The organism is Alkalihalobacillus bogoriensis ATCC BAA-922 (assembly GCF_000621445.1).
Classification (GTDB): domain Bacteria; phylum Bacillota; class Bacilli; order Bacillales; family Bacillaceae_F; genus Bacillus_AO; species Bacillus_AO bogoriense.
Genome location: NZ_JHYI01000010.1, coordinates 26181 through 39338 on the forward strand (window position 1 = coordinate 26181; position 13158 = coordinate 39338).

The window sequence follows — 13158 nt, forward strand, 5'->3', positions numbered from 1 at the left end:
AAGAAGGGAATTTTATGGAGACAAAAAGTTCAAATGTTAGTACATATTTGTTAGTGATGGTCGTCATGATTGCGTGGGGATTAAATGTAGTGTTTTTGAAAATATTAGTCGAGGCTTTTCCGCCGGTGACAATGACCGCTTTTCGTATTTTGACGGCTGGGGTTGTTGTAGGCTTAGTTGTGCTATGTTTTCGTAAATTTAAGAGAGTCACAAAGTCGGAATGGAAAAATATTGGGTTAGGGGCTATTTTTGGTGTTGTTGCACATCACGCTTTTCTATCCCAGGGGTTATCATTAACTACCGCTTCTAATGCGGTGTTAATTTTGGCATTACTTCCGTTAACTACATCATTATTAGCTGCTATGATGTTAAAAGATAAGCTTAGTCCATTACGAATCGTTGGTATTATTTTTGCGTTAATCGGTGTATCACTCATCATCTTGATGGGTTCATCTCAATTTGGGAAAATTGAGATAGGTGATCTTTTCATCTTGATGGCGATGTTTGTGCAAGCGTTAAGTTTTATTTATATAAAAAGAGGTACAAATACATTAGATTCTAAACAAATGACTGCCATGATGCTTCTCATTGGTTCAATTGGATTGTTTCTTGTTAGCTTTTTCTTTGAACCTCAAACCATGTCTGTCATGTATGAATCAACAACATGGCTGTTACTCGCAGTTTTTCTTTGCTCTGCCATCGGTGCTACAGCAATTGGTCATATTTTGTACAATGAAGCAATTCATAAATTAGGAGCAGGGGAGACGGCGATTTTTAATAATTTTGTTCCGTTTTTTGGGTTAATCTTTTCCGCTTTATTTTTAGGAGAAGAAATTCGATTTATTCAGCTATTTGGATTTGTTTTCATTATTATCGGTGTCCTTTTTGGAACAGGGTATGTTGATGAAAAACGCCGAAAACGACTTGCGAAAAAACAACAAGTATTCGAGAAAACAGGGTAAATAAAAAGCATCGGGACTCTTCCCGATGCTTTTTAACTCTAACTAACATAATACGTCATGGCTGGTTGAATAATGGCTTGAAGCTGTTGTACTTCTTCTTCTGTTAATGGGACGAGAGGAAGTCGAACAGAACCAACAGAAATTCCTTTTAATTCTAATGCCGCTTTTACTGGCGTTGGGTTTGGTGCGCTAAATAATGCTTTCATCGTAGGTAATAATTGTCTGTGCAATAAAGCAGCATGCTGTACATGGCCTTGTAAAAAGCTAGCTACCATATCTTGCATTTCATTTCCGATAATATGGGAAGCAACAGATACGACACCAGCGCCGCCGATAGAAAGAACTGGTAATGTTAAACTGTCATCCCCACTATATAAAGTAAAGTTGTCATCGGTTTCGGCAATAATGCGTGCCATCGCGTCTAAGTCGCCACTTGCTTCTTTAGTTGCAACTATATTTTTTATTTTCGATAAACGAACGGTTGTATCGACATCGATGTTTACAACGCTTCGACCTGGGATATTATAAATCATTATGGGAAGATCGGTTGATTCGGCAATTGCTTTAAAATGTTGATACATGCCTTCTTGAGAAGGTTTATTGTAATAAGGAGCAACAAGCATGACGGCGTCAACACCGGCTTCTTTTGCTGCTTCTGTTAGTGTAATGGACGCTTGTGTATTATTAGATCCTGTTCCAGCTATGACTGGAACTCTTCCTTGGACAACACGAACAACTTGATAAAAAAGCTGTACTTTTTCTTCCGTAGATAATGTCGGTGATTCACCTGTTGTGCCACCGACGACAATCGCATCGGTTCCGTTTGCCAATAAATGATTCACTAATTGTTCTGTTGCTTGAAAGTCGACGTGTCCGGCTTGGTCAAAAGGTGTGACCATCGCAGTGATGACTTTTCCAAAATTCATTTTCTTCACCCTCTATTCAAGATTTTTTTTCACAGATTATCTTTCACTCTGTTGTTTGAATAGAGCTTATCTTCTATTCTGCGCGAAGCAGAATACGCAAAAAAACAACAATGAGGCTCTCATTGTTGCAGGAATGATTCTTCCTTGCGTGAGATAGCCCTCCATATAGTCAGTTTTGACTATATGACAGTTCTGCACTTTTTCAGAACAGAACCAGCCTTTAGAACATGAGTTTCTATTGGCTTCGGCAAATCCCCCTTTTTCCAATCATCAACAGAGCTCATTCTCCTCCAATTAGATACTATTGGTCTTTGCGCCTCTACTCTCACTTCAAATGGTTGAAGTAAAGTAATTATCGATTTGTTGTGTCTACCTTATCAAATATAATTCATGATTGCAATGGTATTTCATAATTCTTTTTAATTTTCTCCTGATTTTCCTTGGGTATAACTAACAGTTTAAAAAATCGGCAATCCATTCAAGCTAATAAGAAAAAGGGGTGATAAGAATGAAGAAAATTGGATTTGTCGTTATCATGTCCATTGGACTTCTTTCGGCTTGTTTTAATCCAAGTGACCAACATCAGTTTTCACCACAAACACAAATGATTCCTAATGTACCGACGCAACAAGATGTGTATACAAGGGTAACGGAAGAATCCACGTATGATGTTGCCACACTTGATACGATAGCGGAAAAAGTAAAAACATTTGAAAACGTAGAAGATGTGCGAATTGTACTGTATGACGATTTCGTTCTCACAGGTGTTGTATTTAAAGAAGAACAAACCGACAAAGAACTTGTCCATCGAATACACAATGAAATTGCTGACGAAGTAGATGATGTCGATATATATGTTTTTGCCGACAATGATTCATACGACAAACTTAAGAAAGCGGACCATATATTACGAACAGGTGGAACAACAAAAGAACATCCACCACGAGGGACACAATTATTTCAAGAGTTTAATGAATATCGAGAGCAATATAAAAAACAGAACGGTCAGTAGCGAAACTGACCGTTTGTTTATAATAAGCTCGATGCGAACGAGAATTAAACTCGAAAAAATGAATGTTGGGCAATATTCAGCAGCTTGTCCAATTCTTGTGAACACTTTACGGTTAACTCAGAAGTATAGCCATATTTTTTGGCTAAGCCAATCATTTGATATCTTTTTGTTTCAATTGCTAAAACTAACATGTAAAACTCTCCACCTTTATTAATAATCGAAAAAGCACAACAAAAAATATTATAGCGAATTTTGAAAAATAATAAACAAGTTCCCCTAAAAAAGTCAGTACTTGCTAAAACTAGTGTAGTTTCGACATTTTTTATGATTCTTGTCAACAATGTCTGCATTTTTCATGAGTCGACAAAGTGAAATTACACAAACTAAAAAAAGAAAGGAGTCGTGAAAAGTGAAAAAATTAACCATTTTTTCAGTCCTATTTCTTTTAATCATTACGAGTAGTGGTTGTGTCATTGAACAAAAACAGCCATTGGGAACAAACAATAACCGGGATGAAGGTTTTAGTGGATTAGGGACAAATGAAGCGAGAGAGCTAGAAGGACCACTTTCCGATATGATGGTTCCAGATTGGGCTCCAAAAGGACGCACTGACCAAGCAGAAAACATTGCGAGAGAAAATGAATATGTACCGAAAGAACGCAATTTAGGGTTTGAAGAACAAGGAACGAATCGAGTCGGACCACGTATTTTTACGAATCGCCCTGGGACATTGCGTGATAAATATATGCTTAGCAATAAACCGCATTTAGAAAAACAATATGAGGCCAATATTGATGGGTTATCAAAAGAAGATGCGATTAAAGAGATTGTACGCTCATTTAAAGAAGTGGAAAATGTTCATGTCATTACACATGATGGGCAAACGCTTGTAGGCGTCCAATCTTCTGAACAAAATCGCAGAAAATTACATGATGATATTGAAGCAGAAATAGAGAAAGAAAACTTTGAACGTGTTCATATTGCAACAGACCGAAGAACGGTTTCTAGAATCCAAGCACTAGAACGAGGCATGAGCACTGCTGAACCATTTGAGGAAATAGGTGCTACATTTGCAGAAATTATGGATACAATTACAGAAGAATAAAAAGGAAGGGATACTCGTTTTATCTCGGAGTATCCCTATTTCCTTACTTCATTCCAACTTCTTCAATCACTCGGTTATATTCACGTTCCATCTGTTTTAAATTAATGACAACATTTTCATAATAAAGTCGATGTTGTTCAAACTCGTCACTTGCTGGTAGGTCTTGGTTTTCTATTTTTTCTTGAAAAAGATCTAATTCTATTCGAGTTGTTTCATGATTTAAATGGAGTCCTTGAAATACTTCTGGAACAGGCATTTGAAAGATGACATCACTTTTTTTCTTAATGGCCTGAAGTTCATTTTTTACAGTTTGAAGATGTTGTTGGTCCCCTTGCTCTTCATAAAAATACGGTTTCATATTTGTAATATGTCCATAAAACGTAGTTAAAAAATAGCCAAACTGATCAGCGTAAGCCACAGTCTCACCATCAACGGGTTGGCGTTCTCGGTTTTGCTCTTTAATAGAAGGCCGTTCTACGAAATCGAGTGGGTCTCCTTTTTGTTTTTCATCTTCCATACTACGGACAATATCACTTCCTTGGTCTTGGCCACAGCCAGATAAAAACGTAAGTGTTACGACGAGAGCAAACAATAATTGTACAATTTTCATAAATACCCTCTCTTTCAAGCTTTATCATTTAGTGTTAGTATGATGAATTTTTGGGTATTTATTCATTATTCCTAGTATGCTAACAATCGTTGGAACAAAAAGTGAATTTTTCATTGAGTGAATGCATCAATATCCGGTGATAATGTGAAGAGGAGTATGTTTGTTCTAATGAAGGAGGAAATCATGCGGGATTTTGTAAAACCCACTGTTGTAGTTAGCCGGTGCCTTGAATTTTCAGCATGCCGTTATAATGGAGATAAATTGTCTGATCAAACCGTTTGCCGCTTGAAGCCTTATGTCACGTTTGTTCCAGTTTGTCCTGAAATAGAAATTGGGTTAGGAACACCGAGGGAGACGATTCGACTTATTGCGGATGGTGAAGAAAAAAAGTTAATACAGCCAAAAACAGGAGTCGACTTAACAGCGGCTATGACGGAATTTTCGACCGAATTTTTACAAGAGCAAACAGATGTGGACGGATTTATTTTGAAAAACCGTTCGCCAAGTTGTGGGATTACGGATGCAAAAGTGTATCAGTCTGAAAATAAATCCGCTCATGTTGTGAAGACGGGAAGTGGTTTATTTACTACCCAAATCCTTCAAAACTATTCAGGTGTGGCGATTGAAGATGAAGGACGATTAAAAAATTTTCGTATTCGAGAACATTTCTTAACAAAGTTGTTCACGTTAGCTGAGTTTAAAAACCGAAAACGATCGATGTCAATGGATTTGTTAAATGAATTTCATAAGGAAAACAAATATTTATTTATGGCGTACAACCCTCAATTATTAAAAAAACTAGGACAAATTGTTGGGAATCAAAAGAAATTACCATTACAGTTTGTAGTAGAGCAATATGAGGAAACTCTCGTTGAATTATTTCAGAAAGCGCCAAAATACACATCAAATCTAAATGTATTTGAACATATATTCGGTTATTTTTCTGCTCATTTAACGACACAAGAGAAAGATTATTTCTTATCAGTACTTGAGAAGTATCGCGAAAAGAAATTGCCAATTAGTAGTGTTGTAAGTATTTTAAAGCTATGGGCGCATCGGTTTAACAATGAATATTTATTAAACCAAACGTTTTTTGAACCATATCCAGAAAGCTTAATTGATATTAGTGATTCGGGTAAAGGAAGAGATTACCGTTAATCATGTAGACTTAACTTTCTTCTCTTCCTTTTCTTTCGGTTCTGGAACGGGGTCAATGCCACCAGGGTGGAAAGGGTGACATTTCAATATCCGTTTTATCGTTAACCAACCGCCAATTATCACACCGTGCTTTTTAAGCGCTTCGATGCCATAATGAGAACAAGTTGGATAAAAACGACATGTTGGCGGGGTTAAAGGGGATATAAACCGCTGGTAAAAACGAAATATGCCAATAAAAAGCCATTTCATTTAAGATTCTCCTTTCTTTTTCTCAGAAAAAGCAACAGTGTTAAAATATGAGATAATTTCAACTAAGTTCTCCGCTAGTGTCAAATTCCGTTCGGATAAAATGGCTTTATGTTTATTATTGAATGATCTTGCTTCATCTTGAATTAATTTCACCCAAGCTTCCACTTGTTGTTGTTGGTCGTGCTGTAGTGTATCTTCTGCTGTAGGGCAAATGAAAGAACGACAAGTTGCATTTTTTAAAGCAGGGTGTAAAGAACATCCTTGATTTTTCTTGAAAAATTGACAAATAGAATAAGGTAATTTTCGTTCTTCTAGCTCACTATCTGATAAAGCACTGACATCAAGTGTGAAAAAAGATTCATCCACAATAGCAGGAACTTTAAATTCAAAGTCGTCAATGATAAAATTATATTGTAAATAAGGTTTGAACGACTCAAGCTTGTCTTCCTTAATCGCTTGATAAAGTTCAAACAGTGTAAATGTTGGACTGTAACTACAACAGCCAACATGGGGAATCCCGTCATGTGCGGGGGCAAAGTATCGTTCTGGACAATGAAAACAAAGAGGGGTTAGAATTTGTTTATATTGCTGTTCAAATGTAATCATAGATAACCTCTTCCTTACAAGTACTAGGCTTATTTTACATAAAATAAACAAACAATACTACAGGAGATGATGAGAATGATGAAAATGGTCAACTATTTTGGAGTAGGCTTATATGTGTTTTGTATTGCAGCATTATTGTTTCAACTAAACCTTTATAAGACAACCCAGTTAATCGAAGGCGTTATTTTTGTAACGTTAGGATTTATCATTTACTTTATTTTAACTTTTGTGTACTTTAAAGTAGGGAAAGGGAAAACCATTGTTCCAGTAACGCTTGCTGTTATCGGGGTAATATCACTTGTTGGTGCTGTATTAGTTGGAGGAGCACACTAATGGAAATTAAGGGGATTAATCATCTTTGTTTTTCTGTTTCTAATCTTGAGCGCTCGATTCATTTTTACGAAAACGTATTAAATGGAAAATTGCTAGTAAAAGGAAATACAACAGCTTATTTTGATGTGAACGGGATTTGGTTAGCTCTTAATGAGGAAGCATCAATTGATCGTAGTCACATCAACCCTAATCCATCTTATACTCATATTGCTTTTACGATTGCAGAAGCAGACTTTTCAGAATGGAAAAAACGATTAGTTGAAAATGACGTTATCATTTTACCAGGTCGTGCTCGAGATGAAAAAGATAAGCTGTCCCTTTATTTTCTTGACCCAGATGGTCATAAATTAGAACTACATACAGGTACATTAGAGGACCGGTTATCTTATTATAAAAAAGAAAAGCAGCATATGACATTTTATTAAGTGGTGTGTTGGAAAGATAGCAATGGCTCGGACATATGTTCCGTTATTGTAAGGAAAACTACTATATTTGGAATTCTTACGGACACTGGTTCCGTTGCTTTAGAAAAAATAGAGCTGATTTTCCCCTTTTTGAACATATAGCGGAACATAGGTCCGAACACAATCGGAAAAAGCGTATTTTTCATAGAATAGCGGAATAAATGACCGATATACGAAATGGGCAGTTAAAAAACACCTTTGAGAAATAAATGACACTCAAAGGTGTTTTTTTAAACTGTATATTTCAGTTTGTAGTTCTTTCTATATTAGCCTTTAATCCTAAAAAATGATTATTATTTCGGAAAACGATGTTTTTTGTCACATTTTCTTCGGATTATCTTGACTAAATGATTCAATAGTCATACTATTAAGATATTATTTTAATATAAAACATACAACAGAAAATAAGGGGGTCCGATATGAATGTAACATTGAAAAGGAAGTTGCTCTTTGCTTTTATTTTTGTTTCTTTGCTTTTTATGATTGGTAGTCTTCTTACATTTGTAAACGTATTGAAGATTAGTCAAACGAATCAAGACTTTCAAGAAGCTATGGAACTACGCTCAACTTCATTAGACATTGGAAGAAATGTAAGCCTACAAGTTAGTTCGATTCGGGGATTTTTGTTAGAAGGTACAATGGGTAATCACTTAGAAGGATTTGAACAAGCGAATGAGCAAGTAACAACACTAGCAAACTCTGGTATAGCGATGACAAATGATGCTGAAATTATTGAAAAATTTCAAATGATATTAGACATTAATACGCAAATCATTGAGCGCAGTGAAGTGGTGTTTGAGCTTGCGGCGAATGACCCTGAGGGAGCACAGCGACGAGCGGTCACAGGAGTATTTCCATTAGGACAGTCTATGGATAGAGTGACACAAGAGGTTGTTGTTGAAATTGAACAATGGCTTATGGCTGAACAAGCGGCAACAAAACAAAGTGAACAAATAGCCATGATTGTTATTGGTATAACGAGTATTATTGCGATTATCGTTGCCATTGCTTTTGGAATTGTAATCTCAAATCGAATTTCAAAGCCAATTATACAATTGTCTGCCGCGGCGGATAAAGTATCGAAAGGTGATTTAACCGTTAAAATTGATCAAAGTAAAACAAAAGATGAGATTGGCATATTAACAGACGCATTTACAAAAATGACAGAAAATTTAAAACTTGTTATCAATTCTATTAGTATGAATGCACAACAAGTATCAGCTTCTGCTGAACAATTATCTGCAAGTGCAGAAGAAACGTCAAGGGCATCAGAGGAAAGTGCATTATCTATTGAAGAAGTAGTAAAGGGTTCAGATGAACAAATGGGCGCTGCTGATAAGAGTGTACAAGCACTTCAAACAGTATCAGCAGGTGTACAAGAAATTGCTAGTAGTGCAGCTGCGATTTCAGCCAATTCAGATGGGTCATTTGCACATGCGAAAGATGGGGGACATCTTGTCGAGCAAACTGTCACTCGGATGACTTCGATTAATGAAACGGTGAATAAAATGGATGCGGTCAGCAAAGAATTGCTAGTCCAGTCTAACCAAATTGGCACGATTCTGCGTGTCATCAATGATATTGCAGACCAAACTAATCTACTAGCATTAAATGCTGCGATAGAAGCTGCTAGAGCGGGAGAACATGGGAAAGGCTTTTCTGTTGTAGCAGATGAAGTCCGAAAATTGGCAGAGCAATCTGGACAATCTGTTGTTCAAATTAACCATATCATTGAAAAAATCCAAGGCCAAACAACAGATACTGTTGATATGATGGGTGAAGTGAAAGCTGAAGTAGAATTAGGCCTATCAATTACGAAAGAAACAGAAAATAAATTTTCATTAATCATTGATTCTCTAAAAGATATTAAAGAGCAAATTGATGGAATGTCAACGACTTCACAACATATTTCAGCTCAAACCCAAGAAGCACATGCTTTAGTGGATAATATGAGATCACTATCTGAAGCTTCTTCCCAAAGTGTATTAACAGTAAGTGCAAGCTCAGAAGAAACATTAGCTGCTATGCAGGAAATTACATCGTCAGCAGAAGCTTTAACGAAGATGTCTGAAGAATTGTCTAGCATTGTAGAACAATTTAAAAAATAAAACGACATCATCATTCTCAAAAAACAAAAACGCCATGAGGAGGCTAGTCTCATGGCGTTTTTTCATTAAAGATTAGTTCATATCTTGGACAATAACTTGGAAGACAACTTCATTAGATGTTTTATTTTTAAAAGAGTAGTCGAAGTTGCTATGAAATCGAATCGCTTCAAATTGCTTTAGAAGGTGTTCTTCTTTATTAATTTGGACGGTTAATTCACCTTTCATAACCGTAATAATATGAACCGAAGTATTTGCTTGAATAACAGGTTTATAAACAGAATGAGGTTTAAAATAATAGCGAAACATTTCTGAACCGTCTATTGAAAACATTTGTTCTGTTACAAGCACATCATCCACACTCATTAGCGGTTGTTTATCTGTGATTTTAGCTAAAATGATTTCATCTTCATGTGTTAAGAGAGAAGAAAGAGGAACTGATAACGCACTGGAAATTTTCCAGATAACTGACAAGGAAGGGTTTGCGTCTCCGCGTTCAATATTTCCTAATGTTAGTTTGCTGACGTTTGTAATTTTTGCTAATTCTTCTAAGCTTAAATATTTACTTTGTCTTAGCCGACGTAAACGTTGGCCTAATGTAATTTTTAAATGTTTTTCATGGTTATCTGCTAATTGTGACATGCTAATCTCCTCATTTAAACATTCTGTTTCTACGGATTTTATAATATAATTTGAATACAAGGACTGGAGGTAAACATGAAAGGGATTTTATTAGGTATTTTAGCGTCTGTATTTTTTGCATTTACATTTATTTTTAATCGGTCAATGGAACTTTCTGGTGGGAGCTGGATATGGAGTTCATCATTGCGATTTTTATTCATGATTCCCTTTTTCTTTATTATCGTACTTTGGAGGGGAAACCTTAAGGGTTTATACCAAGAAATTAAAACCAACCCACTACAATGGGTTTTATGGAGTTTTGTTGGTTTTGTATTATTTTATGCCCCAATTACTTTTGCAGCAGCATATGGACCAGGGTGGTTACTCTCTGGTACATGGCAATTTACGATTATTGCAGGGATTTTAATTGTTCCGCTGTTTTTTCGAGAAGGTAACGGGATTCGGGCAAAAATTCCGATGAAATCATTAAAAATCTCGTTATTGATTTTTCTTGGAATCCTCTTAATACAACTCCACCATGTCCAAAGTGTTTCTATGACGATGGTATTGTTAGGGTTTCTACCAGTTATTGTAGCTGCCTTTGCGTATCCGTTAGGCAATCGTAAAATGATGGAAGTGTGTGGTGGACGATTAGATGTTTTCCAAAGAATACTAGGAATGTTACTTGCTTCACTTCCGTTTTGGTTAGTATTAAGTGGAATTGGCATAGCTACAGTAGGTTTACCAAGTCAAACTCAAGTCACACAAACCTTTATTGTTGGGTTGTGTTCTGGTGTTATTGCGACGACTTTGTTCTTTTTTGCGACAGATTTAGTTAGAAATGCTCCTGAAAAATTAGCTGCCGTGGAAGCAACGCAATCAACACAAGTGATTTTTGTAATTATTGGAGAAATGCTTCTTCTGTCTACACCACTTCCTAATTGGTTAGCATGGGGAGGGATTCTTATCATTATGATTGGGATGATATTCCATAGTCTTTCTTCAGCAAAAAGTGTAAATATAAAACAAAACAAACAACTAAAATCAAGTTAAACAGGAAGAAAGGAAATCATCTGAGATTTCCTTTCTTCCATAATTATAGTGGACTTTTATTTAGTAAAAAAAAGCCCTGTCGTATGCTGGATTTTTTGTAAAGTAAATAAACAAATAGGAGCAATGATTGTTACTAGACCAATTACGGTAAAGGCTGCACCCCAATGGAAGTGGTCAAGAACAACACCAAAAACGATTGGAGAAAAAATGGTGACAGTAAAACCGAACACAGATTGTACACCAAGTGCTATCGCAACAGAATCTGGGTCGGACACTTCAGTAATGGCGACATTGTAAATTGGTGAGTCTGCAACAATCGTAAATCCGTAAAGAAGAGCAATAAGAACCATGAGCCAAATCGGGGCTTGAAGCAACCATCCGATCGATAATGAACAAAAAATACTAATGAGTAAAAAGATGTTTGCGGCTTTAATTCGTCCGATAGCATCCGATAAACGGCCTCCATAATAAGTAGCAAACCCTCCAACCATAATGACAATAGCACCAAAAACATTGCCATATCGTATGGCACTTGAAGTCTCAAAACCTTGCGTGATGAGATAATAAACGAGAAATGGACCAATCCATGCCCACATCGCATACAGTTCCCAACAATGACCTGCATATCCACCGTTAACGAGCAAATTAGGCTTGCGAAACACTTTTTTTATTTTCGATAATCGTAACGGTTCACCACTTGAAGCAAATGCTTCTTGCGGTAATGCTAAAAAAGAAACAAGGATAGCAGCAAATAAGCAAAGAAGCGAAGTAACAGTAATGACACCATTCCACCCGACAGAATCTAAAAGCAAACCTGAAACAAGTAAAGAGGAGCCAGAGCCAACTACAAGTGCACCAACATAAATGCCAATCGCTTTGCCGCGTTGTTTTGGAGGAAAGATACTAGACAAGATTCGCATCCCAGGCACATAAATACCGGCAATGCCGATTCCTGATAATGTTCGCAATAACAACGCACTCCAAAACCCTGATGCAAAAAAACTAAAGCACAATCCAGAGAGTCCTGCTAAAATAGCCCCAAAGACAAACGAATATTTTGGATTATATTTATCACTTAACATACTATAGGCAATAATAGCGACAACATAGCCGACATGAAAAAAAGCAATGATAATACCAGATTGAGTCGGTGTTAGTTGCCATTCTTGTTCAACGACAGGGAGAACGGCAGAAAAGTTAAACCACACTTGCATCGCTAAAAATTGGGCAATGGAAAGGGTCCAAAGAATTTTTGTTTTTGTAATGGGAAAAACATCCTTTCTTATTGCAAAAGATTTCCTCTCCTATTATAATCGTTTTCAACACATTAAGGGAGAGTGTCGCTTATGAAAATGGAAGAAATCTATAATGATTTACCGACGATTGAAACTCCGAGACTACGATTAAGAAAATTAACTTTAGGAGACGCGGAAAATATGTTCTCTTATTGTTCAAATGAAGAGGTCGCAAAGTATGTGACATGGGACCGTCATGAGACAATTGATCATACTATTGATTTTATTATGTTTGTGCTTGAACAATATCAATCTCAAAAAATAGCACCTTGGGCGATCGAGGTAAAAGAAACGAACGAAATGGTTGGAACGATCGATTTTGTTTCATGGTCGATACATCATAACCATGCCGAAATTGGCTATGCACTCTCCCAACAATATTGGGGAAAAGGAATGATACCGGAAGCGGCAACAGCTTTATTAACGTTCGGTTTTGAAAATATGAACTTGGAGCGAATAGAGGCACGGTGTTTTGTTGAGAACACCGCTTCTGCAAAGGTAATGGAGAAGATAGGTATGACTCGAGAAGGAACGATGAAAAAGAAAATGTTTACAAAAGGAAAATTTTGGGATGTTCATTGTTATGCGATTCTAAGAGAACAATTTTACAGACTATAATCTCTCCTTTTTTTATAGTATACTTTTTTGTATTATGTTTT

The 13158-nt window shown here is 36.4% G+C and carries 16 protein-coding genes and 1 riboswitch; of the genes, 9 read left to right on the forward strand and 7 right to left on the reverse strand.

Annotated elements, in window-relative coordinates:
- The first annotated feature begins 14 nt into the window (after positions 1 to 14).
- On the forward strand, positions 15 to 962 hold the full coding sequence (locus tag T323_RS25715; protein WP_035177437.1) for a DMT family transporter: 948 nt from the start codon (positions 15 to 17) through the stop codon (positions 960 to 962).
- A gap of 38 nt (positions 963 to 1000) precedes the next feature.
- On the opposite strand, the gene dapA is transcribed toward T323_RS25715, so the two are convergent.
- The gene (gene dapA / locus T323_RS0102330; protein ID WP_026671850.1) at positions 1001 to 1888 is read right to left on the reverse strand and encodes a 4-hydroxy-tetrahydrodipicolinate synthase; all 888 of its coding nucleotides are present in this window, start codon (positions 1886 to 1888) and stop codon (positions 1001 to 1003) included.
- A 146-nt stretch (positions 1889 to 2034) separates the two neighbouring features.
- Positions 2035 to 2218, reverse strand: a riboswitch (Lysine riboswitch).
- Between the two features lie 178 nt (positions 2219 to 2396).
- On the opposite strand from dapA, the gene T323_RS29095 reads away from it, so the two are divergent.
- Positions 2397 to 2900, forward strand: a complete 504-nt coding sequence (locus tag T323_RS29095; protein WP_026671851.1) for a YhcN/YlaJ family sporulation lipoprotein — start codon at positions 2397 to 2399, stop codon at positions 2898 to 2900.
- A gap of 44 nt (positions 2901 to 2944) precedes the next feature.
- Here the strand turns inward: T323_RS29095 and T323_RS28250 are convergent, their stop codons facing one another.
- Entirely contained in the window at positions 2945 to 3091 is a 147-nt protein-coding gene (locus T323_RS28250; protein WP_084309045.1) for an aspartyl-phosphate phosphatase Spo0E family protein, read from the reverse strand.
- Positions 3092 to 3309: 218 nt separating this feature from the next.
- On the opposite strand from T323_RS28250, the gene T323_RS0102350 reads away from it, so the two are divergent.
- The gene (locus T323_RS0102350) at positions 3310 to 4005 is read left to right on the forward strand and encodes a YhcN/YlaJ family sporulation lipoprotein (RefSeq protein ID WP_026671852.1); all 696 of its coding nucleotides are present in this window, start codon (positions 3310 to 3312) and stop codon (positions 4003 to 4005) included.
- Between the two features lie 43 nt (positions 4006 to 4048).
- On the opposite strand, the gene T323_RS0102355 is transcribed toward T323_RS0102350, so the two are convergent.
- Positions 4049 to 4615, reverse strand: coding sequence for a hypothetical protein (locus T323_RS0102355; RefSeq protein ID WP_026671853.1), 567 nt, complete (start codon positions 4613 to 4615; stop codon positions 4049 to 4051).
- Between the two features lie 183 nt (positions 4616 to 4798).
- On the opposite strand from T323_RS0102355, the gene T323_RS0102360 reads away from it, so the two are divergent.
- The gene (locus tag T323_RS0102360; protein ID WP_026671854.1) at positions 4799 to 5773 is read left to right on the forward strand and encodes a YbgA family protein; all 975 of its coding nucleotides are present in this window, start codon (positions 4799 to 4801) and stop codon (positions 5771 to 5773) included.
- Here T323_RS0102360 and yidD read toward each other — a convergent pair whose 3' ends face one another.
- Both yidD and T323_RS0102370 read right to left on the reverse strand, forming a co-directional pair.
- The gene (yidD, locus tag T323_RS0102365; protein ID WP_026671855.1) at positions 5774 to 6022 is read right to left on the reverse strand and encodes a membrane protein insertion efficiency factor YidD; all 249 of its coding nucleotides are present in this window, start codon (positions 6020 to 6022) and stop codon (positions 5774 to 5776) included.
- A complete protein-coding gene (locus T323_RS0102370; RefSeq protein ID WP_026671856.1) occupies positions 6023 to 6628 on the reverse strand; it encodes a hypothetical protein in 606 nt (201 codons plus the stop codon).
- Between the two features lie 75 nt (positions 6629 to 6703).
- On the opposite strand from T323_RS0102370, the gene T323_RS0102375 reads away from it, so the two are divergent.
- The 3 genes from T323_RS0102375 to T323_RS0102385 all read left to right on the forward strand — a co-directional run bounded on the left by T323_RS0102375 (position 6704) and on the right by T323_RS0102385 (position 9533).
- Positions 6704 to 6961, forward strand: coding sequence for a hypothetical protein (locus T323_RS0102375; RefSeq protein ID WP_026671857.1), 258 nt, complete (start codon positions 6704 to 6706; stop codon positions 6959 to 6961).
- On the forward strand, positions 6961 to 7386 hold the full coding sequence (gene fosB / locus T323_RS0102380) for a metallothiol transferase FosB (RefSeq protein ID WP_026671858.1): 426 nt from the start codon (positions 6961 to 6963) through the stop codon (positions 7384 to 7386). Before T323_RS0102375 ends, fosB begins: the two co-directional genes overlap by 1 nt.
- Before the next feature lie 458 nt (positions 7387 to 7844).
- Positions 7845 to 9533, forward strand: coding sequence for a methyl-accepting chemotaxis protein (locus T323_RS0102385; RefSeq protein WP_026671859.1), 1689 nt, complete (start codon positions 7845 to 7847; stop codon positions 9531 to 9533).
- Between the two features lie 72 nt (positions 9534 to 9605).
- Here T323_RS0102385 and T323_RS25720 read toward each other — a convergent pair whose 3' ends face one another.
- On the reverse strand, positions 9606 to 10172 hold the full coding sequence (locus T323_RS25720; RefSeq protein WP_051556312.1) for a helix-turn-helix domain-containing protein: 567 nt from the start codon (positions 10170 to 10172) through the stop codon (positions 9606 to 9608).
- Positions 10173 to 10247: 75 nt separating this feature from the next.
- Between T323_RS25720 and T323_RS0102395 the strand changes: the two genes are divergently transcribed.
- Positions 10248 to 11204, forward strand: a complete 957-nt coding sequence (locus T323_RS0102395; protein ID WP_026671860.1) for a DMT family transporter — start codon at positions 10248 to 10250, stop codon at positions 11202 to 11204.
- 56 nt (positions 11205 to 11260) lie between these two features.
- Here T323_RS0102395 and T323_RS0102400 read toward each other — a convergent pair whose 3' ends face one another.
- A complete protein-coding gene (locus T323_RS0102400; RefSeq protein WP_308417641.1) occupies positions 11261 to 12490 on the reverse strand; it encodes an MFS transporter in 1230 nt (409 codons plus the stop codon).
- Between the two features lie 60 nt (positions 12491 to 12550).
- Between T323_RS0102400 and T323_RS0102405 the strand changes: the two genes are divergently transcribed.
- Positions 12551 to 13117, forward strand: coding sequence for a GNAT family N-acetyltransferase (locus T323_RS0102405; protein WP_026671862.1), 567 nt, complete (start codon positions 12551 to 12553; stop codon positions 13115 to 13117).
- Positions 13118 to 13158: the final 41 nt, after the last annotated feature.